The sequence below is a fragment of the Mycolicibacterium sarraceniae genome (genome assembly GCF_010731875.1).
Taxonomy (GTDB): domain Bacteria; phylum Actinomycetota; class Actinomycetes; order Mycobacteriales; family Mycobacteriaceae; genus Mycobacterium; species Mycobacterium sarraceniae.
Genome location: NZ_AP022595.1, coordinates 409543 through 434896, shown reverse-complemented (window position 1 = coordinate 434896; position 25354 = coordinate 409543). Strand labels below are relative to the sequence as shown.

Below are 25354 nucleotides of genomic sequence, written 5' to 3'. Positions count from 1 at the left end.
CAGCCTAACGACGCTTGCTGGCGGGTAACCTGCCCCCCGCTACAGTCTCTGCGCATGGATGTGCGCGTGATCGACCACCCACTGGCTAAGGCACGGCTGACCACCCTGCGCGACGAGCGCACCGAAAACGCCGCCTTCCGTTCCGCACTTGCGGAGCTGACTCACATGCTGGTCTACGAAGCCCTGCGCGACGCGGCGTGCGAGGATGTCGCGATCCACACCCCGATGGCGCACACCACCGGCTCACGTCTGGCCGCCCCACCGCTGCTGGTACCGGTGCTGCGGGCGGGGCTCGGGATGGTCGACCAGGCGAGCAGGCTGATCCCCGAGGCGCAGGTCGGTTTCGTTGGCGTGGCCCGTGACGAGACCACCCATCTGCCGACGCCCTACCTGGAGTCACTGCCCGACGATTTGAGCGCCCAGCCCGTCATGGTGCTTGACCCGATGCTGGCCACCGGCGGCTCGATGGCCTACACGATCGGACTGCTGCACGAGCGTGGCGCCCGTGACATCACCGTGGTGTGTGTGGTGTGCGCACCGGAAGGGATTGCCGCGTTGCAGCAAGTCGCCCCGAACGCTCGGCTGTTCACCGCCACCATCGACGACGGACTCAATGAGATCGCCTACATCGTGCCCGGACTGGGCGACGCCGGGGACCGCCAGTTCGGGCCGCGCTGACTACCAGGTCCGGATGGATTCCAGCAGCCTGTCCTGTACGGCGGCCGCACCCCGGCGCGCATCGGCCAGATCCGCGCCGACTTTCTGGCGAACCTCGGTGTAGCACTTGACTTTCGGCTCGGTGCCTGACGGTCGCACCACCACCCGCACCCAGCTCTGCTGATCACCTCCGGTGAGGAACACCGCGTCGCCCTGCTGGGTGGCGTGTACCGCAAAACCCGCCAGCTCGGTCGGTGGCGTTGTGTGCAGGCGGGCCATCATCGCTGCGGCCTCGGCGGGATCCGCCACCCGCCGCGACACCGCGGCGGTGGTGTACACGCCGTGCCGCAGGGCCAGTCTGTCTAGTGCGGCTGGTATCGAATCACCCTGTGCAATAAAGCTAGTCACCAGATCACAGATGAGCACGGCCGCGCCGATACCGTCCTTGTCGCGGACTGCCGCTGGGTCGACGCAGTGTCCGATGGCTTCCTCGTAGGCATAGACCAGGCTCTGGGCGCCCAGTCCGGCATCGGCTCTGGCGAGCCATTTGAACCCGGTGAGGGTCTCGACGTGCCGCGCGCCGTGGTCGGCGGCGATCTTCGCCAGCAGCTGCGACGACACCACACTGCTGGCCACCACGCTTGTCGCGGCCCGCCCCGGCGGCAGCGTGGATAGGATGTAATCGCCAAGCAGCCAACCGGTTTCGTCGCCGGAGAGCATCCGCCACCGGTCGCCGACCGGAATGCCGACGGCGCAGCGGTCGGCGTCGGGGTCCAGCGCGACGGCGATATCGGCGCCGACCTGCTTGGCGAGTTCGAGCAGTGCGTCGGCCGCGCCCGGTTCTTCCGGATTGGGGAAGGGCACCGTCGGGAAGTCCGGGTCGGGAGCGAATTGGCTTGTGACGGTGTGCACATCGTCGAATCCCGCCGCGCCCAGCACACGCACCGCAAGCTCGCCGCCGACCCCGTGCATCGCCGTCAGTGCCACCCGCAGCCTTCCCTGCGCGGTCCGCCGCAGCGTCGCCACGCGGGCCAGGTAGGCCTCCACCAACGCGTCGTCAGCGGGTTGCACGGCTAGGCGGGGGATCTGGTCAGCCGGCGGCGCCAGCGCGATCGCGGCTTCGATCTCGCGATCGACGGGTGAGACGATCTGCAGGCCGCCGTCGAGGTACACCTTGTATCCGTTATCGACCGGCGGGTTGTGTGAGGCGGTGATCTGCACGCCGGCCGCGGCACCGGACTGCCGGACCGCGAACGCGACAACAGGGGTCGGCACCGGGTGCTCCCAGGTTATCACCGAAAACCCTTGGGCGGCAAACACTTCAGCTGTCGCTTCGCCGAATTGCGCCGAGCCGTGTCGGGCGTCGCGACCGACCACCACGGGTGAGCCGCCCAGACCCCGGTCGGTCAGCACCTGGGCCAGCGCCCATGTCACCCGCCGCGCTACCGCGAGGTTCATCGCGTCCGGCCCGCCGCGCACAGGCCCGCGCAGGCCGGCGGTGCCGAAGGTCAGCGGCCGGGAGAAGCGGGCGGCGAGCTCGACGGCGTCCAATGCGGCGAGCTCGGCAGCGGTGACCGGATCGGGGTCGTGGGCGATCCAGTCCTCGGGGGTCACGGGACCGATTGTGCCCCGTGGTCGGCCTCGTCGGGCCGGCGGGACAGCAGCCCGCGGGACTCGAGCTCGTTGATGCTGTCGGTCAGCGACTGGACCCGGACCTGCAACCGGACCTCGCACGCAGCCGCCGTATCGGCCCAATCTCCTGTGCCCCTTGGTATCTGAGCCTGATGCTGTTTACCGCGCCGCTTCTGGCCCGTGGACTGGTGCGCCTGACCTATAAGCGTGCGAGCACCGAGGCCAGTAGTGCGCCCATCGCGGTGGCCGATGCCCGACCCGCGGCGAGAACTTCGTCGTGACTGAGCGGCTGGCCGGTCATCCCGGCGGCCAGGTTCGTCACCAGCGAGACCCCGAGGACCTGCGCCCCCGCTGCCCGCGCCGCGATCGTTTCGTGCACGGTCGACATCCCGACCAGGTCGGCGCCCAGCGTGCGGAGCATCCGGATCTCGGCAGGAGTCTCGTAATGCGGGCCCGGCATGGCCGCGTAGACGCCTTCGGTCAGGCTCGGGTCGACAGAGCGCGCCAGGTCCCGCAGCCGTGGCGAATACGCGTCCACCAGGTCGACGAACTGTGCCCCGACGAGCGGAGAACGGGCCGTCAGGTTGAGGTGGTCGCTGATCAGTACCGGCTGCCCGACCCGGTACTCGGGTCGCAGGCCGCCGGCGGCGTTGGTCAGCACCACGATGTTCGCGCCGGCGGCGCGCGCGGTTCGCACCGGATGGACGACGGCACGCAGGTCGTGGCCTTCGTAGGCGTGGATGCGACCGAGCAGGACCAGCACATTGCGTGACCCGAGCGGCACCGAGAGCACCCGACCACGATGGCCGAGTGCCGACGGGGGAGTGAAGCCGGGGATCACCGACATCGGGATCTCGGCCACGGGGGTTCCCAGTGCGGCGGCCGCCGGTGTCCATCCCGACCCGAGGACCACGGCGACATCGTGTCGCTGCACGCCGGTGCGCTCGGCGATCACCGCTGCAGCGTGCTCGGCGTCTGGACTCACAGCCTGCGAGCCTAGCTCCGAATGCCATACTTCGTTGATGCCCGCCGCCACCGCGTCCACCCGCGTCGAGGACGTCGTTGCGGCTCGCGGTGGCGATTTGATCGAACTCTCGCACGCCATTCACGCTGAGCCCGAGCTTGCGTTCGACGAGCACCGCAGCTGTGCCAAGGCGCAGGCGCTGGTGGCGGAGCGCGGGTTCGAGATCACCGCGGCGCCGGGTGGTTTGGACACCGCATTCCGGGCCGACTTCGGGTCGGGCCCGCTGGTGATCGGCATCTGCGCGGAGTACGACGCGCTGCCCGGGATCGGTCATGCGTGCGGGCACAACATCATCGCGGCGTCGGCGGTGGGGACCGCGCTGGCACTGGCTGAGGTGGCTGACGCGCTTGGACTCACGGTCGCCCTGATCGGCACACCTGCCGAGGAGTCCGGCGGCGGCAAGGCATTGCTGATCGAGGCCGGAGTGTTCGACGATGTCGCGGCCGCGGTGATGCTGCACCCCGGGCCGATCGATATCGCCGCCGCGCGGTCGCTGGCATTGTCCGAGGTGATCGTCACCTATGCCGGCCGCGAATCGCATGCCGCCGTCGCACCGTATCTAGGGATCAACGCCGCCGACGCGGTGACCGTCGCGCAGGTGGCGATCGGGTTGCTGCGACAACAGATGGCACCCGGCCAACTGGCGCACGGCATCGTCACCGAGGGCGGGTCGGCGACCAACATCATTCCGGGCCGGGCTCGGCTGCAGTACACGATGCGGGCGGTCAACACCGATTCGTTGCGGGGTCTGGAAGCCAAGATGCGCGGCTGCTTCGCTGCCGGGGCGGTCGCGACCGGCTGCGAGCACGAGATCGCCGAAGCCGCACCGCCTTACGCGGAACTGACGCCCGACTCGTGGCTTGCCGAGGTGTTCCGCGACGAGATGACCAAGATGGGCCGCACCCCGGTGCCGGCCGAGGTGGAAGCCGCAATGCCGTTGGGGAGTACGGATATGGGCAATGTCACACAGTTACTTCCGGGCATTCACCCGGTAGTCGGCGTCGAATCGAACGGTGCGGTGATCCACCAGCCCGGCTTCACTGTCGCGGCGGGGGGGCCGAGTGGGGATCGCGCGGTCACCGAAGGGGCAATCATGTTGGCGCGCACAGTCGTTCGGCTGGCTGAGGCGCCTGCGGAGCGGGATCGCGTGCTGGAGTCACAGGACCGGCGGAAGGTGGTTCGCCGATGAGCATCGCCGATATCGCCGAGTCCTGGCTGGCGGGGCACTTCGATGAGCTGGTGGGCTGGCGCCGCCACATTCACCGCTATCCGGAGCTGAGCCGCCAGGAGTTCGCCACCACTCAGTTCGTCGCCGATCGTTTGGTTGAGGTCGGCCTCAACCCGAAGGTATTGCCCGGCGGTACCGGCCTGACGTGTGATTTCGGCCCCGAGCATGCGCCGCGGATCGCGTTGCGTGCCGATATGGATGGGCTGCCGATGGCCGAGCGCACCGGCGCCCCGTACAGCTCGACCATGCCGAACGTCGCGCACGCCTGCGGCCATGACGCGCACACCGCGATGCTGATCGGCGCCGCGACGGCGCTGGCGTCGGCACCCGAACTGCCGGTCGGTGTGCGGCTGATCTTCCAGGCCGCTGAGGAACTCATGCCCGGCGGAGCGATCGACGCGATCGCCGCCGGTGCACTGGTGGGGGTGTCGCGGATCTTCGCGCTGCACTGTGATCCCCGGCTGGCGGTAGGCCGCGTCGCGATCATCCCTGGCCCGATCACATCGGCGGCGGACTCGATCGAGATCACCCTGCACTCGGCCGGCGGCCACACGTCGCGACCACACCTGACATCGGATTTGGTGTACGGGATGGGCACGCTGATCACCGGGTTGCCCGGTGTGCTGTCCCGCCGGATCGACCCACGGCACAGCACCGTGATGGTCTGGGGAGCGGCCAATGCGGGCGTCGCGGCCAATGCGATCCCGCAGACCGGGACCTTGGCCGGCACCGTGCGAACGGCCAGTCGTGATGCCTGGGTCGGTATGGAAGACCTTGTGAGGGAGACGGTTTCAGGCCTCTTGGCGCCACTGAGAATCGAGCACACCGTGCAGTACCATCGTGGCGTGCCGCCGGTGGTCAACGAGGAGCGCTCGACGCAGATCATGACGCACGCCATCGAAGCCGTGGCGCCCGATGCGTTGGCCGACACCCGTCAGTCCGGCGGCGGTGAGGATTTCTCCTGGTATCTGGAGGAAGTGCCCGGCGCAATGGGGCGGCTCGGGGTGTGGAGCGGTCGCGGCGAACAGCTCGATCTGCATCAACCGACATTCGATCTCGACGAGCGGGCGCTCGCGGTCGGGGTCCGGGTTCTGGTCAATATCGTCGAACAGTCGGCAGGGTACTGAATGAAGCTTCTGGTGACCGGCGGTGCCGGCTACGTCGGCAGTGTGTGTGCCGCAGTGCTGGTGGAAGAGGGGCATGAGGTCGTCGTCGTCGACGATCTGTCGACAGGTAACGGTGACGCCGTTCCGGCCGGGGCGCAGTTCATCGAGGCCGACATGGTCGAGGTCGCGCCGACGCTGCTCGGCGACGGATCCTTCGGCGGAGTGCTGCACTTCGCCGCCAAAATAATGGTGGGTGAGTCGGTTGAGGCGCCGGAGCGTTACTGGGACGGCAACGTCATCAAGACGCTGCAACTACTGGAGGCGATCCGCGCCGCTGGCGTGCCACGGTTGGTGTTCTCCTCGACAGCGGCCACCTACGGTGAGCCGGAGTCGGTGCCGATCACCGAGGACGCGCCGACCAGGCCGACCAGTGCCTACGGTGCCACGAAACTTGCGATCGACCACGCAATCACGTCGTATGCCATCGCGCACGGACTGGCCGCGACCAGCCTGCGTTACTTCAACATCGCCGGGGCGTATGCCGGATTAGGTGAGCGCCACCCCACCGAGACGCACTTGATTCCACTGGTGCTGCAGGTTGCCACTGGGCAGCGCCGGGAGATCCTGGTGTACGGAAACGACTGGCCCACCCCGGATGGCACCTGTATTCGCGACTACATCCACGTGCGCGATCTTGCCGATGCGCACCTGCTGGCGCTGCAGAACTCCAAGCCCGGCGAACATCAGATCTACAACCTGGGCAACGGCACCGGGTTTTCGGTGCGTGAGGTGATCGCGAGTTGTGAGCGGGTGACCGGCGGGCCGATCGCTGCGCGCGATGTCGAGCGCCGGGCCGGCGATCCGGCGGTGCTGATCGCCTCCAGTGAGAAGGCAATCACCGAACTCGGCTGGAAGCCACAGCACACCAATATCGACGAGATCGTCTCCGACGCTTGGGAATTCACCCGCTCGCGGATTTGACTAGCTGCTGCCGGTCCCGGGGCCGATGTTGCTTGCCGGACGGGTGCGCAGATCGTGCACGTACTCAGCTGGGGCACCGGCGATCTCGGCAGCATCAGCTATCACGCCGATGTAGCGCGCCGAGGGCAGTCCGCCCTCCCATGCGTCCAGCACATAGAGCCAGGCGAGCACGGGATCGGTTGTGGTGTCGGTGGATTCGCACTCGATGCGGCATCTGATCTTCTTGTGGAAGCCCAGCTCTGAGCCCTCCCAGCGATCCAGGTTCTGTTCGTCGGCGGGCGTCATGTCGTAGAGCACTACGAACACCTTGGAATCGGGGTCCTCGACCAGAGTGGCAAGCGCGCCTTCCCAGCCGATGTCCTCACCGGCGAACGTCAGCCGCCAGCCGTGCAGCCAGCCGGTGCCGGCCATCGGGGAATGCGGCGCGCGTTCCAGCATCTGCTCGGGATGCATGTTGGACCCATAGGCGGCATAGAGCGGCACGGGGAAAGCCTAGAGCGTCCGCTCGGCGGGAGCGCACCGACTGGGGTGATTAGGCTGACCCCGTGACGACGCGGATCGTGATCATCGGTGGGGGGCCGGCCGGTTACGAGGCCGCACTGGTCGCGGCGGGACGGGCCGAGGTCACCGTGGTGGACTCCGACGGCATTGGCGGGGCGTGCGTTCTCTTCGACTGCGTGCCGTCCAAGACCTTCATCGCCTCGACAGGTGTGCGCACCGAACTGCGCCGCGCCTCGGGGCTGGGGTTCGACATCGGCATCGACGACGCCAAGATCTCCTTGCCCCAGATCAACAACCGGGTGAAGACGCTGGCCCGCTCCCAATCCGCCGATATCGGCAACCACCTGCTGCGCGAGAAGGTCCACGTTGTCGCGGGTCGCGGTGAGCTGATCGACTCCGTGCCGGGCATGGCCCACCACCGCGTCAAAGTCACCACACCGAACGGCCAGGTCGGCACCCTCAAGGCCGACGTCGTACTGATCGCCACCGGCGCGAGCCCCCGCGTCCTGCCCAACGCCGAGCCCGACGGCGAGCGCATCCTCACCTGGCGGCAGCTCTACGACCTGCCTGAGCTGCCCGAACACCTGGTGATCGTCGGATCCGGTGTCACCGGCGCCGAGTTCTGCAACGCCTACACCGAGCTCGGTGTCACCGTCACCGTGGTGGCCAGCCGCGACCAGATCCTCCCGCACGAGGACAGCGACGCCGCTGCCGTGCTGGAAGAGGTCTTCGCCGAGCGCGGGGTGACGCTGGTCAAGAACGCCAGGGCGTCCTCGGTGCTCCGCACCGAGGGCGGGGTCAAGGTCACGATGGCCGACGGCCGCGTCGTCGAGGGCAGCCACGCGCTGATGACGGTCGGATCGGTGCCCAACACCGCTGGTCTGGGGCTGGAACGGGTCGGCGTCGAACTCGGGGGAGGCAACTACATCCCGGTCGACCGGGTGTCCCGCACCAAGGCCTCGGGCGTCTATGCCGCCGGCGACTGCACGGGGCTGCTGCCGCTGGCCTCGGTCGCGGCAATGCAGGGCCGTATCGCGATGTATCACGCGCTGGGCGAGGGGGTGGCCCCGATCCGGCTGCGCACGGTCGCCTCAGCCACCTTCACCAGGCCCGAGATCGCCGCCGTCGGGGTACCGCAAACCGCCATCGATGATGGGTCGGTGCCCGCCCGCACGATCATGCTGCCGCTGAACACCAACGCTCGAGCCAAGATGTCGCTGCTCACCCGTGGTTTCGTGAAGATCTTCTGCCGGCCCGCCACCGGCGTCGTCATCGGCGGTGTGGTGGTGGCCCCGATCGCCTCCGAGTTGATCCTCCCGATCGCTCTGGCGGTGCAAAACCGCATCTCGGTGACCGATCTGGCCCAGACGCTGTCGGTCTACCCGTCGCTGTCCGGGTCGATCGTCGAGGCTGCGCGCCGCCTGATGGCCCACGACGATCTCGGCTAGCCTGGGGCCTTATGAGCGACCCGATCCTGAGACCGGGCACCGGTCAGACCTTTCTCGGCCCTTCCGAACGTGCGCGCGCCTGGGAGCGATTGGGCAGCGAACAGTTCGACGCCGTCGTTGTCGGCGGTGGCGTGGTCGGTGCGGGCTGCGCACTGGATGCCGCGACCCGCGGGCTCAAGGTGGCCCTTGTCGAGGCGCGCGACTTCGCGTCGGGAACGTCGAGCCGCAGTTCGAAGATGTTCCACGGGGGGCTGCGCTACCTCGAACAGCTCGAGTTCGGCCTGGTGCGCGAGGCGCTGCACGAGCGTGAGCTCTCCCTGACCACGCTCGCGCCGCATCTGGTCAAGCCGCTGCCGTTTCTGTTCCCGCTGACCAATCGGGTGTGGGAGCGGCCGTACATCGCGGCGGGCATCTTCCTCTACGACCAGCTGGGTGGCGCGAAATCTGTTCCACCGCAAAAGCATTTGACGAAATCCGGGGCGCTCCGGCTGGCTCCTGGGCTCAAGCGCAGCTCGTTGATCGGTGGCATCCGCTATTACGACACCGTCGTCGACGACGCCAGGCACACCATGACCGTCGCCCGGACCGCCGCCCACTATGGCGCGGTGGTGCGCACGTCGACCCAGGTGGTGAAGCTGCTCCGCGAGGGTGACCGGGTGATCGGCGTGACGATCCGGGACTCCGAGGACGGTTCGGTCGAGGATGTCCGCGGGCACGTGGTGATCAACGCCACCGGGGTGTGGACCGACGAGATCCAGGCGCTGTCCAAGGAACGCGGCCGCTTCCGGGTGCGCGCGTCCAAGGGTGTGCACGTGGTGGTGCCGCGGGATCGGATCGTGTCCGAGGTGGCGATCATCCTGCGCACCGAGAAGTCGGTGCTGTTCGTGATTCCGTGGGGCACGCACTGGATCATCGGGACCACCGACACCGACTGGAACTTGGATCTGGCGCACCCGGCCGCGACGAAGGCCGATATCGACTACCTCCTCGCCACTGTGAACACGGTGCTGGCGACGCCACTGACCCACGACGATATCGACGGGGTGTACGCCGGACTGCGGCCGTTGTTGGCGGGGGAGAGCGAGGAGACCTCCAAGCTCTCGCGCGAGCACGCGGTGGCGGTGCCGTCGCCGGGCCTGGTGGCGATCGCGGGCGGCAAGTACACGACGTACCGGGTGATGGCCGAGGACGCGGTCGACGCGGCGGCGGAGTACGTCCCGGCCCGGGTGGCGACATCGATCACCGAGAAGGTGCCGCTGATGGGTGCCGACGGCTATTTCGCGCTGATCAACCAGACCCAGAGTGTCGGGGGGCGCTACGGGCTGCATCCCTACCGAGTACGCCACCTGCTGGACCGGTACGGCTCGCTGATCGGTGAGGTGCTGGCGCTGGCCGCCGACAAGCCCGAGCTGCTGGAGCCGATCACCGACGCGCCGGTGTACCTCAGGGTGGAGGCCGCCTATGCGGCGGCCGCCGAAGGGGCGCTGCATCTGGAGGACATCCTGGCGCGCCGGATGCGGATCTCGATCGAATATCCGCACCGCGGGGTGGATTGTGCCGCCGAGGTCGCCGATATCGTCGCGCCGATCCTGGGCTGGAGCGAGGCCGACTGTGCCCGCGAGGTCGCGACGTACATCGCGCGGGTGGAGGCCGAGGTGCTCTCGCAGGCCCAGCCCGACGACGAGTCGGCCGATGCGCTGCGGGCCGCGGCGCCGGAGGCGCGCGCCGAGATTCTTGAGCCGGTGCCACTTAATTGAGACGTGGGCGCCCGGCACCCCTCCCCGATCGCGACGGTGTGGGCCCGGCGCGGGTGCGGCTGCGGGGCGGCGCGGTGCTCGTCGAACTGGCTGACCGGTTCGGTGAGGATGCCGCCGAAAAGGTGCTCAGCGGTGAGGTGGTCGATGCAGACGGGGCGGTGATCACCCCGTCCACCGTGTTGCCGCCCGGTGCCCAGGTGTACCTGTACCGCGAGCTGCCCGACGAGGTGGTGGTGCCGTTCGATATCCCGGTGCTCTACCGCGACGACGACATTGTGGTGGTCGACAAGCCGCACTTTCTGGCCACCATGCCGCGCGGTGGGCATGTGGCGCAGACCGCGCTGGTCCGGTTGCGTCGCTCGCTCGAACTGCCGGAGCTCAGCCCGGCGCACCGGCTGGATCGGCTGACCGCGGGGGTGCTGCTGTTCACGGTCCGGCGTGAGGTTCGGGGCGCTTATCAGACGCTGTTCGCGCGCGGGCTGGTGCGCAAAACCTACCTGGCGCGTTCGTCGGCTGTCTCTTCGGTGTCGCTGCCGACCGTCATGCGCAGCCGAATCATCAAGCGGCGCGGTCAGTTACAGGCTTGTGAAGAACCGGGTGAGCCGAATGCCGAGACGTTGGTGGAGTCTTTGGGCGAGGGGTGCTATCGGCTGACTCCGCAGACTGGACGCACGCATCAGCTACGGGTCCATATGGCATCGCTGGGCTTGGCGATCGATAACGACCCGTTGTACCCGCGTGTGGTCGAGGTGGCCGACGATGATTTCTCCGCGCCGCTGCGGCTGGTGGCCAAGCGGCTGGAGTTCGACGACCCGTTCACGGGGGAGGTGCGGTCGTTCGTCAGCGCTGGCACGACGGACACCAGTACGTGACGCGGTCCTCTTCGGAGGACTCCGCGCAACGGATCGGGGTTCCACAACGGCGGCAGGGCTCGCCGGCGCGGCCGTAGACCCAGAGCTCCTGCCCGCGCCGGTTGTTGCCGGTGGTGGTGCGGTTCACGCGGGTGCGGTTGGCCCACAACATCTTCTGTGCCTGGTTCACTGTGCGTAGCGGATCGGTGAGGCTGCTGACCGGGGTGGTCGGCAGGCGCCCGAAGATGAAACACAGTTCGTTGGCGTAGACATTGCCGACGCCGGCGAGGTTGCGCTGGTCGAGCAGTGCTTGGGCAAGGGGCCGGTCGGGGTCCGCGGTCAGATTGGCTGCGGCCCGTTCGTGATCCCAGTCATCGCCGAGGAGATCGGGTCCCAGGTGGGCGACGGCATCCATATCGTTGTCGCGGTCGAGTATTTCCAGCACACCCAGGTCGATGCCGAGCGCCTGAATGTCTGCGGCTTCCAGGAAGATTCGGATTTTGTAGGCTTGACGTTGTGGCCGGCCCTTGGGGCCCACGCGCCAAGCGCCGTCCATCTTCAGGTGCGAGTGGATGCTGGCCGAGCCGACGCGGACGAACAGGTGCTTGCCGCGGCTGATCACCTCGTCCACGGTGCTGCCGGTGAGATCCACGGTGGCGTAACGAGGCACGCGAACATCGCACCGCGTCAGCGTCTTACCCACCAGCGCGTCGCGCAGGTTGGCCGCGGTGCGGAACACGGTGTCGCCCTCAGGCATGGCTCCACCCTAGAAGGGTGGCGGATGGGCCGTGGCCCTGGCTTCGTTGCGCCCGCGTTCCCAGCGGATCCGATACTCCCGCTCTTGGGATCGAGTTCGGCGGCGGGCCGGCATCATCAACCCGCGCCCAGGCTCGTGTTCCTGGACCGGTGGGTCTGGCAGGTTCAGCTCCCCGGTGGGGTCGAAGAGTTGCGGAAAGAACAGTGAGCCGCCGGGTTTGGTGGTGTAAATCCGCCCCGACGGGGAGGTCCAGATCACCGTGCCGTCGGGTAATTGACGGTCGGCCCAGCCGCCGGGGCCAGAGTAGAAGGTCTTTAACAAATGATGCGCTCGGCATAGCAGTTTCAGGTTCGACGGATGCGTAGGCCCAAACGGGTAGGGCACTGTGTGGTCGATATCGGCGACCTCGGCCGGGCGATCGCACCCGGGGAACCGGCACGTCAGGTCGCGGCAGCGGATGAACTCCGCCAAGGCGGGCGACGGGCGGTAGTGCGGTTCGGCGCTCAGCTCCTTGCCGCCGATCACCGGTCGCAGCGTGGCTCGTGCCGCCAAGACCCGCACCGTGTCGGCGGGAACTGCACCGTAGCCAGGCAATAGCGCCGGAGCGGTTCCCTCGCCGGACACAGTCTTGGCTTCGGCCAGCAGATGGATAACTATCTGCCCGGGCTCGCTGCCTGCCTCCGATCGAGAGGGGCACTCGTCGGAACCGCAATCGCAATTCATCGTCGAAGTGCCGGCGGCCACCGCGCCCACGGCGTCAGCTCGGCGCTGACGGGCAGTTCGGGAGTCGTCACGGCACACCGTCGCGGCGAGTTGATCCAGCCGCCGGTCGAATGCTGCCCCGTCCGTCGCTCGAACACGGGCCCAAATCTCGGCCATCCCGTCCTGGCCGGGCACGACCTCGACGTGACGGTCGTCGTCGGCGTCGCGGGTGGTGCGCACGGCATGGGGATCCAGTTCTTGAATGAACCAGTCGATGATCTCGGTGATTCTTTTCCGCGAGAATGCATTCCACCGGTCTGCAGCATCCGCGAGCTGCTCATCGACGGCGGCGAGCGTGTCGGAGTCGCGGATCAGCCCGGTGCGGAACACCGCGGCGATCACGATGCGAAAGTCGATCGCGCCGGAGGCGAACAGCGTGCCCAGTTTGGGTAGCCGCTCGATGAGCTGTAGGCCGTAGTCCATCTGAGAGGACGCGCGGCCGCGGCTGATCCCGAGCTCCGCAGCCACTTCAGCGGCGACCGCCTCCCAGTTGTCGATACACCACTGGGAACGTTCGGCCGCATCGACCCCACTCATCCGGCGCTGACACAGCCGGCCTGCTGCCAGCACGCGACGGGCGATCCCCGCCCGTTCACTGCGCTGCCCCCGGCGCATCTCGTCCAGTAGGCCGAGGTCGTTCAATTCCTCGAACATGTGTGCGATGCTACTCCTGCCCAACGACAATTTTCGGCAGAGCCGCCGTCGACTTGAGCTCTTTTCGTCGACATGATCCTTACCGTTGCGCGGTCTATCCGATCCGCATGACTCCGCATGACGATGTCGGGGCCCACGTCGGCAGCACTGCGCCCAACAGGGTCGATGCTCGCGATCATCCGACGTCAGGGGAGGACTCTCGTGAGTATCCTTTCCGCGGCGAGAGTTTCGGTGGCAGGGCGAAGCCCGGTACCTGGGCGACCGAGCAGGCGCAGACGCCGGCCTTCCGTCGGTGGCCTTGCGCTCGGGGTACTGGGTTTCGCGCCGTCCATCTGGACCGCCCTCGGGACCGCTCGATCGTCACCGCCCCCGAATTCCGAGAGCTGGTCGGGCGGGCATCCGAGGCCGTGCGGGACGAGGCGAGCAGCATGTTCGAAGCGGAGGAACGGGAGATGGCCCGATGACCGTCCACGCGGTCAAGCGCGGTGCCCTTCGCCGGAACGCTCCCGTCGCCATCCTGTTCTGGCCCACCCAGGAGCTGTCGATCACCTTCGTGACCTTCCTGGGCGCCAACGGCGGCCTCGGTGGCAGCGAGTCGCCGCATGACGGCCGGTCCGGGGTTGTCGAGAGCGGCGGCGTCCCGGCTTGCATTCGAATTCGATGTCGGCATGCGCAGCAGGCGTGAACCATCCGGCTGTGGCGAGAAGCAGGCCCGCCATGATGCACGCGATCTTCATGCCCCCAGTAGTCGCACTGCGTCCGGCCGGCCGCCGATCCCAACTAGCGCAGCCGCAGTCCCCGCGGAGTGCGGGAGAAGCCGGCGTCGACCAACGCCTCGGCCGTCGCCTTCCGGTCCGGATGCCCGCCCACCTCCAACACCGATACCCCATCGAGCCTTTCGACCAGTACGCCGCCGATGCGGCCACTGCCCACCAGCTCGGCCAGTGTGCCCGCCGCGGCCCGTTGCGCTTCCGCGTCAGAGCTGAAGTTCACCAGCGAACGGCCACCGCGCTCCAGGAACCACACCAGCTCGCCGTCCACCAGCACCACCAGCGCGCCCGCCTTCCGCCCAGGCCGATGGCCGGCATCGGCATCCGCGCGAGAAGGCCATGGCAGCGCCGCGCCGTACGGATTGGCGGGATCGGCTGCGGCCAGCACGACCGTCCGATAGTCCGGGCGTTCCGGATCCACCCCGTCCAGATACGTCCGCAACCGGTCGACCGTCGAGGCCACCGCGAACTGCGCCCCGCCCAGCGACTCGACGAAATAGCCCCGCTGACAGCGCCCGGCCTCTTCGAACCCGGTCAGGACCTTGTACAACATCGCGAACCCACCCGGCACGCCCTCGGCAGCCGCCGCACCCTTGGTTAACACGCCATGCCGATTCAGCAGCATTTCGGCTGAGAAGTGCGCCCGCACAGTCGAATCGGGCTCACAAACCGGTAGCGCCGACCACCGCCCGGCAACCGTCGAATCCATCGCTCGGCTTTGCGGGTGTGTCACCGAGTACCGGCTCAGCCGTGGTGCGCGCCGCTGCCGATGTGCGGGCGCGGCCGGCCGGCGGGTGCCGGGCTTGCGGCCACCGGCCAGCATCGCTCGCACCGGGGCGAACGTATCGCCGGTGACCCAGCCCGCCCAGATCAGTTCCCACAGAGCGGCTTTGACGGTCTCCTCGGCCCCCGCCAGTTGCCGGAAGAAGAACGCGCCACGCGCCTCGCCCGGCTCGCCCAGGACTTCGAGGATGGCCCGGTGGGCGTCGGTGAAGTCGATCTCGGAAGGGGTTGTCAGTGTCAGCGGTGCGGTGTCAGCGTGGTGGAACGCGATCCAGCCGTCGCTGCCCGAGATCGAGCCGGCCCCCGACCAGATGACATCACCGGAGGCCAGCAGCTCGTCGAGCATCGCCGGCTGGTAGTCGCGCACTCGCGGCCCGAACACCAACGGTTCGACCGCCGAGGCCGGCAACGGTACGCCGGCCAGCTGGTCGATCACCGTGGCCAAGCCGTCGAGGCCGGACGCGGCGGAGCTGCCGACCTGCTGCCAGGCCGGCAGGAAGCGGGCGTAGGCGGCCGGACTGACCGGCTCGACCTGGGCGCGCAGCGCGGCCAGCGAGCGGCGACGCAGAATGCGCAGCACCTCGGCGTCACACCACTGGTCTGCATCAGTGGCGGCGACGAACTCACCGCGAATCAGCTTGCCGTCCACAGCCATTCGGCCGAGTACGTCGGCGGCGACCCGCAGGCCCAGCCCGAACCGGGCGGCAGCCTCGGCGGTGGTGAACGGTCCGCGCGTGCGGGCGAACCGGCCCATCAGCTCGCCGAGGGGATCGGCCACCGATTCGGTGAAACTCGTCGGCACCCCCACCGGTACCGCGACACCGACCGCATCCCGTAGCCTGCCGATGTCCTCGATACCGGCCCACCACGACTGGCTGGCATACGTCAATGGCAGCGCGCGTTTGGCGGCATGTAGACCGGCAAGCCACCCGCCAACATCGCTGGCGGTGCAACGCTGCGCGATCTCGGCCTCGGTCAGCGGACCCAGTAGCCGCAACAGGTCGGCGACTCCTTCCGAGTCGCGGGCCTTGCGATCCTCGGAAAGATGTTGCAGCTGGCGCGATGTGGCCGCAATGACGTCCGGGTCGAGCAGTTCGCGGAGCTCGACGCGGCCCAACAGCTCAGCCAGCAGGGTGCTGTCCAAGGACAGCGCAGCCGCGCGGCGCTCGGCCAGCGGGCTGTCGCCCTCGTACATGAACGCCCCGACGTAGCCGAACATCAGTGACGCCGCGAATGGCGACGGCATCGGCGTCTCGACCTCCACCAACCGCACCCGGCGCTGGGCGATTCGGCCCATCAGCTCGATCAGCGTCGGAACGTCATAGACGTCCTGCAGGCATTCCCGCACCGCTTCCAGCACGATCGGGAAATCGGGGTATTTGCGTGCCACATCGAGCAATTGGGCCGCGCGCTGACGCTGATGCCACAGCGGTGAGCGCTTACCGGGATTGCGCTTGGGCAGCAGCAGCGCCCGGGCCGCGCACTCGCGAAACCGCGACGCGAACAGCGCTGACCCGCCGACCTCGGTGGTGACCAACGGCTCGATTTCCTCGGGGGAGAACACGAACAGGTCCGCCCCGGGCGGGGCATCCTCGGTATCGGGCAAGCGCACCACGATTCCGTCGTCGGACGCCGTGGGTTTCTCGTCGATACCGTAACGCTCCAACAGCCGCCGGCTGACCGCCAGCGCCAGCGGCCCATGCACTTTCAAACCGTACGGTGAGTGCAGCACCACCCGCCAATCGCCCAGTTCGTCGCGGAACCGCTCCACCATCAGGGTGGTGTCGCTGGGCACCGTCGCGGTTGCGGAGCGCTGGTCGTCGAGCAGTTGCCACAGGTTATCGGTGGCGTAGTCGGCGAAACCCAAATCGTTGCAGCGCTTATCGAAATCCTCGCGCCCCAGGCTGGCCAGCTCACCGGTGAACTTGCCGATCGCCTGGCCCAACTCGGCAGGGCGGCCGGTGTCATCGCCACGCCAGAACGGCAGTCGGGCCGGCTGCCCCGGTGCCGGGATGACCAGCACCCGGTCATGGGTGATCTCGGTGATTCGCCAACTGGTCGCACCCAGCGAGATCACATCGCCGGGCCGTGACTCGTACACCATCTCTTCGTCGAGTTCACCTACCCGGGAGGGCTTTTCGGAGTCAGTGGCCAGGTATACGGTAAACGCACCGCGGTCCGGGATGGCCCCGCCGGATGTCACCGCCAGCCGTTGCGCACCCGGCCGCGCCGTGAGCGCGCCGGTGTCCCGGTCATAGATCAGCCGCGGGCGCAGTTCGGCGAAATCGGTGGACGGATACTTGCCCGACAACAAATCGAGCGTGGCCTCGAAGGCGCTGCGCGGTAACGTCGCAAACGGCGCACTGCCGCGAACGACGTCGAACCACGTGTCGGCACTGATCGGCTCCAGGGCGCAGGCGGCGACGGTGTGCTGGGCCAGAATGTCGAGCGGATTGGTGGGCACCCGCATGGTTTCGATCTGTCCGGCCAGCATGCGCTGCACGCTGACCGCGCATCCGATGAGATCGGTGCGATGTTTCGGGAACAGCACGCCACGCGATATTTCACCGACCTGGTGCCCGGCCCGGCCGATACGCTGCAGCCCACTGGCCACTGACGGTGGGGCCTCGACCTGGATCACCAGATCAACCGCGCCCATGTCGATCCCGAGTTCCAGGCTCGAGGTCGCCACCACCGATTTGAGCCGCCCGCTCTTGAGGTCGTCCTCGACGATGGCGCGCTGCTCCTTGGACACCGAGCCGTGGTGCGCGCGGGCCAGTAGCGGCTCAGCGCCGTAGGTTTGGCCGCTGCCCATGATGTGGGCGGGCGGCCCGCCTGGCACCTGCCGGTTGGGTGGCGCCGCCAGTTCGATACCGGAGCGCTCCGCGTGAATCTCGTTGATACGGGAGGTGAGTCGTTCGGCGAGGCGCCGGGAATTGGCGAACACGATCGTCGAGTTGTGTGCCTCGATGAGGTCGACGATGCGAGCCTCGACATCGGGCCAGATCGTGTTGTTCTCCAGGTTGGCCATATCGGGTACTGGTACCTGCACGGTCAGCTCGAAGGTCTTGGTCGCCGGCGGGGCGACGATGGTGGTCGGCCTGGTCCCCGACAAGAACCGGGCCACCTCCTCGGGCGGGCGGACCGTCGCCGATAACCCGATGCGCTGCGCGGGGGTCTCCAGTAGCGCGTCGAGCCGCTCCAGCGACACCGCCAGATGCGCGCCGCGTTTGGTACCTGCGACGGCGTGGACCTCGTCGACGATCACGGTCTGCACGTCGGTCAACGTTTCGCGGGCCGCCGAGGTCAGCATCAAGAACAGCGACTCCGGTGTGGTGATCAGGATGTCGGGTGGCTTGGTGATCAGCTCGCGGCGCCGGGCCGGCGGGGTATCGCCGGAGCGGACCCCGACGCTGATCTGCGGTGCCGGGTCGCCGTCGCGCTCGGCGATGCGGGTGATACCGGTCAACGGGGTACGGAGGTTGCGTTCGACGTCGACGGCCAGCGCCTTGAGCGGGGAGATGTACAGGACGCGGGTGCCGGTGCCCTCTTCATGGGCCAGCCGGTCTAGTGCCCACAGAAACGCGGCCAGTGTCTTGCCCGACCCGGTAGGCGCGATGACCAGCGTGTTATCGCCGTCAGCAATGGCTGACCACGCGCATTTCTGGGCAGGGGTCGCCTCGGCGAACGTGCCCGTGAACCAGCGCCGGGTCAGCGGACTGAACCGGGCAAGAGGATCTGCGGGACTCACGACTCCAGGGTGCCAGGGGGTACCGACACGGCCGGTATAGACCGGATGTATTGACGGATCACTGGATCAGTGTTGCGGCTGCGCGCGTTGCTGGCACGGGCTCGCGCCGGCCCTGAATTCCGTGACCTGGTCTGTCGCCACCGCGCCATGGCCGAAGCGCATGGCTATGACGGCCATATCGCCTGGGCTCAGGCTGCCGCCGACAGCCCGGATGTGGCGTGTTTCAACAGCCCGCACCCGGTAGCGAGTTGTCCGGCGCCCACAGCGGCCCGGCCGGCCACCGCGGCTCCGAGTAACTGAGCGTCGCCGGGAAGGTCGTCCCCACGCTGGCCCGCATCCTGAGCCACCGCGACAGCCTCGCGCACCCGACCGGACAACAACAGCACCGTGAGATGGGCGTCGGCGATGTTGAGCCGCATCTGCGGTGCATCGAAGCGACGTGTGGCGGCGAGGTATCCGGCCTGTGCGTACGCTTCCGCGTCAGCTGTCCGGCCTGCCTCACCCGATATGACGGTCAGCGCCCACCCGATCTCGGCGCCCACGACGGGAGGCAGGTCGGCGAGAACAAGCTCATCGGCGGCCCGAACAGCGGCTTGTGGATCTCCCAGTGCCCAGAGCATATTGCTGGCCCGCAGGAACGCCAGTCGTGCCCGCTCGACGTCGGTGAGCTGGTCGGAGTCGACCGCGCCGAGCACCGCGTCGGCCTCCTCGCCGCGGGCCAGTACCACTCGAGCACCGGCGCCCGGCACCACCAAGGAGTCGATGACGCCGCGCACCAGCTGGACGGTTTCGGTGGCTCCCGGCCGGGTCCAGGCGGCGAATGCGCCCAACGGAATGCAACGGGCTGAGGACGAACCGACGATCCACCTGACCTCGAAACCCCGCGATTTTGCGAAGCTCAACGCCTCCCGCGCGATGCGGGTCTTGCCGACGCCGGCCACTCCCGACACAACGGCACCAGCAACGTTGGGGGCCGCGATCGCAGACTCGATGGTTCTCATCTGCTCGGTGCGGCCGATCAGTGGCCACGACAGGCGCATTCGGCAAGCGTAACGCTTCTGCTAGGGGGCGATCGAGGCGAAATCCACCCACAAATGCTGGGGTCCCCGGAACACCTGATTGTGCCGATACGGCGGCGGGTCGACCACCAGCCGTGGGGAACGTACCCGCTGCAGGAAGATCTCGAGGGCGACGTTGATCTCCAACCTGGCCAGCGGTCCGCCGAAGCAGGTGTGGATTCCGCTGCCGAAGCCGAGGTGCTCGTTGTCCTTCCTGGTCAGGTCGAAACGGTCCGGGTTGTCGAACCGGCGCGGGTCGCGGTTGGCAGCCGCCCAGACCAGGAACACCGCGGACCCGGCCGGGATCCGGGTTCCGCCGATCTCGATATCCGCGGTTGCCCACCGGCTCGGGAAGAACTGCACCGCCCCCTGGAGACGCTGCACCTCCTCGATGGTGCGCGGGATCAGTTCGGGGTTGTCTCGCACCAGGTCCCACGAACCTTGATTGCGCAGCAGCGTCATCACGCAATTGCTGATGGTATTGACCGTCGAGTCGTGGCCGGCGACCAGGAGCAGCGAGGCGTTGGACTCTGCCACCGCTTTCGACACCGGTCCGTCGGGACCGTCGTCATGCAGCGCGGCCGACAGCAGGCCCGGTGCCGGCTCACGGCTCACACGCTCGACGAGATCATGGAGGTAGGAACCTAATTCGGCCATGCTCGCTGCGGCCTTTGCCGCGGCGGCCCGGCCGTCTTCGGTTTCGCGCTCGGGTCCCACGTCCGCGCCTTGCATGAAATCCGTCACCCAGCCGTGGAACATCGCTTCGTCTGCCATCGGTGCCCCCAGAACGCGGAAGATCACCGACACCGGGATTGGGTAGGAAAAATCTTCGACGACATCCATCCGATGGGAGCCGCTGACTTTGGCCCTTTCACCGACCTTGTCGAGCAGCCCGTTTGCCAGGTCGGCGACCATGCCTTCCATGCTCGGGATCAGGTCTGGGGAGTGCGGCGGACCGAAGTGACGCATGAACTGACGGCGCATGCGGTCGTGGTCGGGCGGGTCGGACACCAGCATGCTCAGGTCCCGGGCCTGGGCGGCTTCCTCGGGCTCGAGTTGGGCCGGTTTCTCGCCGAACAGTCCCGACGGACTGCGGCTGATGTCGGCGCTGATCCGCGGATCATGTGACAGCGCAACCGCTTCCGGATAGCCGGTCACGACGTAGGTCTTGTCCGAGACCTTGGCCACCGGTGTCTTGCGCAACTCCTCGAAGTACGGGTAGGGATTCGGCCGGTTCTCGAACTTCATCGCCTCGGCCCAGGCGGTTGCGGCGTCCATGCTCACTCCTTAAGCGCGGGGCCGGAATTCGGCACCACGCGAAGTCGGGTCGTGACCGGTCAGCACGACATCGGGATTACCCGCGGGCTCGCGCGGATCGGGGAAACGCGCCGGCATCACCTCGGCGTTCGCCGGCCGGTCGTAGCCGGGGGGAGGGGGAGGGAACGGTGCGGACTTCTCGATCAGCGATGCGTAGTAGGGCAACCACTTACCGTGATTGAAGGTCACCGCGCCGACGATGCGGCCGCGCCTGCCGTAGGCAGCCGCAAAACGACGCTGCGATGGCGAACCCTGGGTGAAGACGATCTGGTCACCGTAGGAGCACACCCCGACACTCTTGATGTTGACGCCGAACTGGCCCGACCAGAATGACGGCAGCGGCAGGTGTGGCACCCGCCCGACTTCGAGGTTGATCATATTGTTGGCGGCCACTTGGGCGCCGAAAACGGCATTGTCCCAATGCTCTTGGCACATGAATTCGTAGTCGTAGAGCACATGCGGGGCGCGGGCGACATCGCCGGCGACGAAGATGTGATCGGTGACGACGCCGTTGATGTCGAACGCCCGGCAGCCGGCGTCGCAGCCGACACCCCACTGGCCCGCGGCCAGCCCGGCACCCTCGAGCCACTCGACGTTGCGGATGGAGCCGAGCGAGGCCACCACGACGTCGACGTCGATGACGGTGCCATCAGACAAATGTGCCTGGCGTACGTGTCCTGTGTCGTCGCCCGAGAGGTTCTGCACCGCCACGCCGGTGCGTAGGTCCACCCCGGCATCGCGCATCATGCCCGCGGCGATCTCGCTGATCACCCCGCCCAGCGCCCCCATCAGCGGGCCTCTGCCACGTTCGGCCACTGTCACAGGCAGGTCGAGATCCCGGCACACCGAGGCGATCTCCGAGCCGACGAACCCGGAACCCACGATCAGCACACGCTTGGGGCGGGCCTTGAGTGCGGCGGCCAGACCTGCGGCGTCCTCCACGGTGCGCACGGTGAAGACACCTTCCAAGCTACCCTCCGCCGGGTTGGGCCAGGGCCGCGCTCGGGTTCCGGTGGCGATCAACAACCGGTCGTATTCGACGTTCTCACCGTTGGCCAGCCTGACGATGTGGTTGATCCGGTCCAGGCCGACCGCGGCCACCCCCAGTTTCCAGTCGGCGTTCACCGGCCGCAGCCGCGGCAGCTTGGTGTGGTCGGCGCGAACCCAGCCCTTGAGTACCTGTTTGGATAGCGGCGGGCGATCGTAGGGTTCGTGCGGTTCGTCGCCGACGATGGTCAGTGAGCCGTTGAACCCCTTCTCCCGCAAGGCTTCCGCCGCACGCAGCCCGGCCACAGAAGCGCCTACGATAGCGATCCGGCCTTCGGCCCGGAACTTCGTGAGGATCTCATCGAAGGAATAGGCGCCCCGCGCCCCCGGATTCATTTGGTGTCCCGATCCGCGGGCGGATCGACCTCCAGGATGATCGCCTGCACCGGGCAGGACGCCGCCGCGCGCAGCACTCGCTGGCGTTGGGAATCGTCCGGGTTGGGGTCATAAGCCAGGGCTTCTTCACCCAGGAGCTGGAAAACCTTCGGGGCCAGTGGCACGCACTGGGCATACCCCTGGCACTTGTTGAGATCGACAACCAGCCGCATGAGCGGACACTAGACGGGTCCGTCAAATGACGCTGGCTATTTCAGCCTTCAACGGGATGTTGCAGCGGTTACGCAGGTCGACACCGGGCTGGCGGATGGCGTTGAGCTCGTCGCGCACCTGCGGGTTGGCAGCCAGGTAGTCCTTCGTCTTCTGCTTGGCGTCGGACTTCGACAGCCCCTGCAGGCTGGTCAGGAAGTCGTTGACGTCGGGGTGGGTGAACAGATAGGTCGTCATCCCCGCTGACACGCCCGTTGCCACCGCGGTGACGTCACCGGCCGTGCAGCCCGGAATCGGTTCGGCGCTTGCGGTTCCCGTCGCGCCGAGAAGGACGCCACCGGTCACCAGCATGATCGAGGCGGCGCGGCCAAGAGAACGAGTTGCAGACGTCATGCGGCGCAGTCTAATGGGTACGATTGCGCTACCCGACCCAAAGGACAGTTCATGTCGCCGATTCGCCAGTTGTTGCTTCTGCCCGTCGCCGGGATCGGCGTTGCGGCCGCGGTCCTGTCCGCACCGATCGCGGGTGCCGACACCACGATCAACACCGCACCGTTGCCCAATTGCGAAACCTTCGATGGCAGCTCGATTTCCGGTGGACAGACCACCCAGTGCGAGACGCCGGGAAACGTCGAACTGGACTCGACGCCGCAGCAGTTCGCCGGTGAGGAGCCGTTCTACGGATTCCCGGCCTTCGGCTTCTGGTGACAGAAGTCCGTCCCTTTCGGATCGACGTACCCGATGAGGTGCTCGCCGATCTGCGGGACCGGCTCGCCCGCACCCGGTGGCCCGAACGCGAGTGTGTGGACGACTGGTCCCAGGGCATCCCGCTGGACTACACCCGTCAACTGGCCGCCTACTGGGCCGACGAATACGACTGGCGCCAGCGCGAGGCCGCGCTCAACCGGTTCGACCAGTTCGTCACCGAAATCGACGGCCTGGATATCCATTTCATTCATCAGCGCTCGTCGAATCCCGATGCGCTACCGCTGATCATCACCCACGGCTGGCCCGGCTCGGTGGTCGAGTTCACCAAGGTGATCGAACCGCTGACCGCGGATTTCCACGTGGTGTGCCCATCGCTTCCGGGCTACGGCTTCTCCGGGAAACCGAGCTCGACGGGTTGGGGCATCGAGAAGATCGCCCAAGCGTGGGACACCCTGATGGGCCGGTTGGGTTATCAGCGCTACGGCGCCCAGGGCGGCGACTGGGGTGCGGCGGTCACCACGCAGATCGGCCGCAACGGCGGCGGATGCATCGGTGTCCACACCAATATGCCGGTGGCTTTTCCCAGCGGCGGTCTGGATAACCCCACCGACGAAGAGAAGGACGCGCTGGTCGCGGGGGAGTACTACGCGAAGTGGGATGCCGGCTATTCCAAGCAGCAGTCCACCCGCCCACAGACACTCGGTTACGGACTGGCCGACTCCCCGGTGGGTCAGCTGGCCTGGATCGTGGAGAAGTTCTGGGGGTGGACCGATTGCGACGGGCATCCCGAGAACGTGCTCACCCGTGACGAACTGCTCGACAACGTGATGATCTATTGGGTCACCAATGCCGCGACCTCCTCGGCCCGGCTGTACTGGGAGAGCTTCCGACGCTTCGGTACCCGGGGCAAGGTCGAGGTGCCGACCGGGATTGCGCGGTTCCCGAAGGAGATCATGCGTCCACCGCGCAGTTGGTGCGAGAACAGCTACAACGTCACACGCTGGACCGATATGCCGCGCGGCGGGCACTTCGGCGCGTTCGAGCAGCCCGAGTTGTACGTCGAGGATGTGCGCGCGTTCTTCGCGACGCTGCGCTGAATCAGGTCGTGTCGACCAGTTCGAATTCCTGGTCGAAGCGGACGTGGGCCAGTCCGCCGCGGGCGCGGCGGCCCGAGGGCAGCGACGGGTGTTCCAGCCAGATGGAGACGCCCGGCGACTTCCCGTCTTCGCGGCGCTCAATGCGGATCATCTTGGCCGCGTAGACGTAACCGGATTCCGGGTCGTGGATGCTCACGAATTTCCCGACGTGTTCCTGGGTCAGGTCGCCGGCTTTGATCCTCATGCGTCGACGGCTTCGATCAGTGCGGCCGGGATGTTCGGCACTCGCTTGATGGCGTCGAGCAGCGCGTGGGCACCCTGCTCGGCCAGATGATCGGCGTCGACGGACGGGTCGAGGACCCGCTGGCGGCACAGTTCGAAGGTGAACGCCAGCCAGGAGTAGACGATCACCCTCAGGTCGCGCTCGACCTTGGAGTCCAGATCTCCGCGCACCACGTCGGTGATCGCGGCCATGATCCGCTGCATCTGGCGTTCGTTGTCGACGTCGTCGATACCGCGCAGCACCGGGTCGGTGCGCCCCATCCCGATATAGGCCGCCCACGCGCCGTGCGGATGCTCCTCGTCGTAGCGGATATAGGCCAGCACGCCGGTGCGCAGTCGGTCGAACAGGGTTTGATCGTCGGTTGGTCCAGTGTTGGTGGCCTCGAACAGGCGCTCGCTCTCGGCCCGGACGACGGCGGCGAAGAACGCCCGTTTATCGGGGAAGTAGTGGTACATCAGCGCCCGCGACACCCCGGCACGCTCGGCGATCTCGTCGATGCGGACCTCGTCGTACGGGCGCTGGCCGAACACCTCAGCGCCCAGCGCGAGCAGCTCGCTGCGCCGGTCATCAGGCGAGAGGCGGCGACGTGCGGGTGAATCCGGCATGTGGACCATGTTGACACACGTTCAACAGCGG

Annotated in this window: 23 protein-coding genes; 10 read left to right on the top strand and 13 right to left on the bottom strand. The window is 67.5% G+C overall.

Annotated features, from left to right (window positions below; translation table 11 throughout):
- Positions 1-54 precede the first annotated feature (54 nt).
- Positions 55-678: a uracil phosphoribosyltransferase gene (gene upp / locus G6N13_RS02345; protein ID WP_163694648.1), complete on the top strand. Its 624-nt coding sequence runs from the start codon at positions 55-57 to the stop codon at positions 676-678.
- Here upp and G6N13_RS02340 read toward each other — a convergent pair whose 3' ends face one another.
- The gene (locus G6N13_RS02340) at positions 679-2271 is read right to left on the bottom strand and encodes a phospho-sugar mutase (RefSeq protein WP_163694647.1); all 1593 of its coding nucleotides are present in this window, start codon (positions 2269-2271) and stop codon (positions 679-681) included. It lies immediately after the preceding gene.
- Positions 2272-2488: 217 nt separating this feature from the next.
- Positions 2489-3274 (bottom strand): purine-nucleoside phosphorylase, encoded by a 786-nt coding sequence (locus G6N13_RS02330; RefSeq protein WP_163694646.1) that lies wholly within the window; start codon positions 3272-3274, stop codon positions 2489-2491.
- Positions 3275-3311: 37 nt separating this feature from the next.
- On the opposite strand from G6N13_RS02330, the gene G6N13_RS02325 reads away from it, so the two are divergent.
- From G6N13_RS02325 to galE, 3 genes are read left to right on the top strand one after another with little or no spacing between them, the layout of a single operon-like run.
- Positions 3312-4502: a M20 family metallopeptidase gene (locus G6N13_RS02325; protein WP_163694645.1), complete on the top strand. Its 1191-nt coding sequence runs from the start codon at positions 3312-3314 to the stop codon at positions 4500-4502.
- The gene (locus tag G6N13_RS02320; protein WP_163694644.1) at positions 4499-5668 is read left to right on the top strand and encodes an amidohydrolase; all 1170 of its coding nucleotides are present in this window, start codon (positions 4499-4501) and stop codon (positions 5666-5668) included. Before G6N13_RS02325 ends, G6N13_RS02320 begins: the two co-directional genes overlap by 4 nt.
- On the top strand, positions 5669-6628 hold the full coding sequence (galE, locus tag G6N13_RS02315) for a UDP-glucose 4-epimerase GalE (protein WP_163694643.1): 960 nt from the start codon (positions 5669-5671) through the stop codon (positions 6626-6628). It abuts the gene before it with no gap.
- Here galE and G6N13_RS02310 read toward each other — a convergent pair whose 3' ends face one another.
- Positions 6629-7111: a gamma-glutamylcyclotransferase family protein gene (locus G6N13_RS02310; RefSeq protein ID WP_163694642.1), complete on the bottom strand. Its 483-nt coding sequence runs from the start codon at positions 7109-7111 to the stop codon at positions 6629-6631.
- Positions 7112-7173: 62 nt separating this feature from the next.
- On the opposite strand from G6N13_RS02310, the gene G6N13_RS02305 reads away from it, so the two are divergent.
- Genes G6N13_RS02305 through G6N13_RS02295 form a run of 3 tightly spaced genes read left to right on the top strand, consistent with a single transcriptional unit; the run spans position 7174 to position 11206 of the window.
- Positions 7174-8577 (top strand): NAD(P)H-quinone dehydrogenase, encoded by a 1404-nt coding sequence (locus tag G6N13_RS02305; protein ID WP_163694641.1) that lies wholly within the window; start codon positions 7174-7176, stop codon positions 8575-8577.
- Between the two features lie 11 nt (positions 8578-8588).
- Positions 8589-10334: a glycerol-3-phosphate dehydrogenase/oxidase gene (locus G6N13_RS02300; RefSeq protein WP_163694640.1), complete on the top strand. Its 1746-nt coding sequence runs from the start codon at positions 8589-8591 to the stop codon at positions 10332-10334.
- Positions 10331-11206, top strand: coding sequence for a pseudouridine synthase (locus G6N13_RS02295; protein ID WP_163694639.1), 876 nt, complete (start codon positions 10331-10333; stop codon positions 11204-11206). Before G6N13_RS02300 ends, G6N13_RS02295 begins: the two co-directional genes overlap by 4 nt.
- Here G6N13_RS02295 and nei2 read toward each other — a convergent pair.
- Positions 11175-11942, bottom strand: a complete 768-nt coding sequence (gene nei2, locus G6N13_RS02290) for an endonuclease VIII Nei2 (protein WP_163694638.1) — start codon at positions 11940-11942, stop codon at positions 11175-11177. The genes G6N13_RS02295 and nei2 overlap by 32 nt on opposite strands.
- Before the next feature lie 9 nt (positions 11943-11951).
- Positions 11952-13358 (bottom strand): HNH endonuclease signature motif containing protein, encoded by a 1407-nt coding sequence (locus G6N13_RS02285; protein ID WP_163694637.1) that lies wholly within the window; start codon positions 13356-13358, stop codon positions 11952-11954.
- A gap of 460 nt (positions 13359-13818) precedes the next feature.
- On the opposite strand from G6N13_RS02285, the gene G6N13_RS02280 reads away from it, so the two are divergent.
- Complete coding sequence (locus G6N13_RS02280) at positions 13819-14043, top strand: hypothetical protein (RefSeq protein WP_163694270.1); 225 nt, start codon at positions 13819-13821, stop codon at positions 14041-14043.
- 95 nt (positions 14044-14138) lie between these two features.
- Here the strand turns inward: G6N13_RS02280 and G6N13_RS02275 are convergent, their stop codons facing one another.
- The 6 genes from G6N13_RS02275 to G6N13_RS02250 form a co-directional block, all read right to left on the bottom strand.
- On the bottom strand, positions 14139-18662 hold the full coding sequence (locus tag G6N13_RS02275) for an ATP-dependent helicase (RefSeq protein WP_163694636.1): 4524 nt from the start codon (positions 18660-18662) through the stop codon (positions 14139-14141).
- A 188-nt stretch (positions 18663-18850) separates the two neighbouring features.
- Positions 18851-19702 carry an ATP-binding protein gene (locus G6N13_RS02270; protein ID WP_179965062.1) on the bottom strand — a complete coding sequence of 284 codons (852 nt, stop codon included), beginning with the start codon at positions 19700-19702 and terminating at the stop codon, positions 18851-18853.
- 21 nt (positions 19703-19723) lie between these two features.
- Positions 19724-20998 (bottom strand): cytochrome P450, encoded by a 1275-nt coding sequence (locus G6N13_RS02265; protein WP_179965061.1) that lies wholly within the window; start codon positions 20996-20998, stop codon positions 19724-19726.
- 9 nt (positions 20999-21007) lie between these two features.
- Positions 21008-22420, bottom strand: coding sequence for an NAD(P)/FAD-dependent oxidoreductase (locus G6N13_RS02260; RefSeq protein WP_163694634.1), 1413 nt, complete (start codon positions 22418-22420; stop codon positions 21008-21010).
- The gene (locus G6N13_RS02255) at positions 22417-22632 is read right to left on the bottom strand and encodes a ferredoxin (protein WP_163694633.1); all 216 of its coding nucleotides are present in this window, start codon (positions 22630-22632) and stop codon (positions 22417-22419) included. Before G6N13_RS02255 ends, G6N13_RS02260 begins: the two co-directional genes overlap by 4 nt.
- Before the next feature lie 22 nt (positions 22633-22654).
- A complete protein-coding gene (locus G6N13_RS02250) occupies positions 22655-23023 on the bottom strand; it encodes a heme-binding protein (protein ID WP_163694632.1) in 369 nt (122 codons plus the stop codon).
- Positions 23024-23074: 51 nt separating this feature from the next.
- On the opposite strand from G6N13_RS02250, the gene G6N13_RS02245 reads away from it, so the two are divergent.
- Positions 23075-23338 carry a hypothetical protein gene (locus G6N13_RS02245; protein ID WP_163694631.1) on the top strand — a complete coding sequence of 88 codons (264 nt, stop codon included), beginning with the start codon at positions 23075-23077 and terminating at the stop codon, positions 23336-23338.
- Positions 23335-24435, top strand: a complete 1101-nt coding sequence (locus tag G6N13_RS02240; protein WP_163694630.1) for an epoxide hydrolase family protein — start codon at positions 23335-23337, stop codon at positions 24433-24435. The genes G6N13_RS02245 and G6N13_RS02240 overlap by 4 nt, the downstream gene beginning before the upstream one ends.
- 1 nt (position 24436) lies before the next feature.
- Here the strand turns inward: G6N13_RS02240 and G6N13_RS02235 are convergent, their stop codons facing one another.
- Together G6N13_RS02235 and G6N13_RS02230 are read right to left on the bottom strand one after the other, a co-directional pair.
- Complete coding sequence (locus G6N13_RS02235; RefSeq protein ID WP_163694629.1) at positions 24437-24679, bottom strand: hypothetical protein; 243 nt, start codon at positions 24677-24679, stop codon at positions 24437-24439.
- Entirely contained in the window at positions 24676-25323 is a 648-nt protein-coding gene (locus G6N13_RS02230) for a TetR/AcrR family transcriptional regulator (RefSeq protein ID WP_163694628.1), read from the bottom strand. Before G6N13_RS02230 ends, G6N13_RS02235 begins: the two co-directional genes overlap by 4 nt.
- Between the last annotated feature and the right edge of the window lie 31 nt (positions 25324-25354).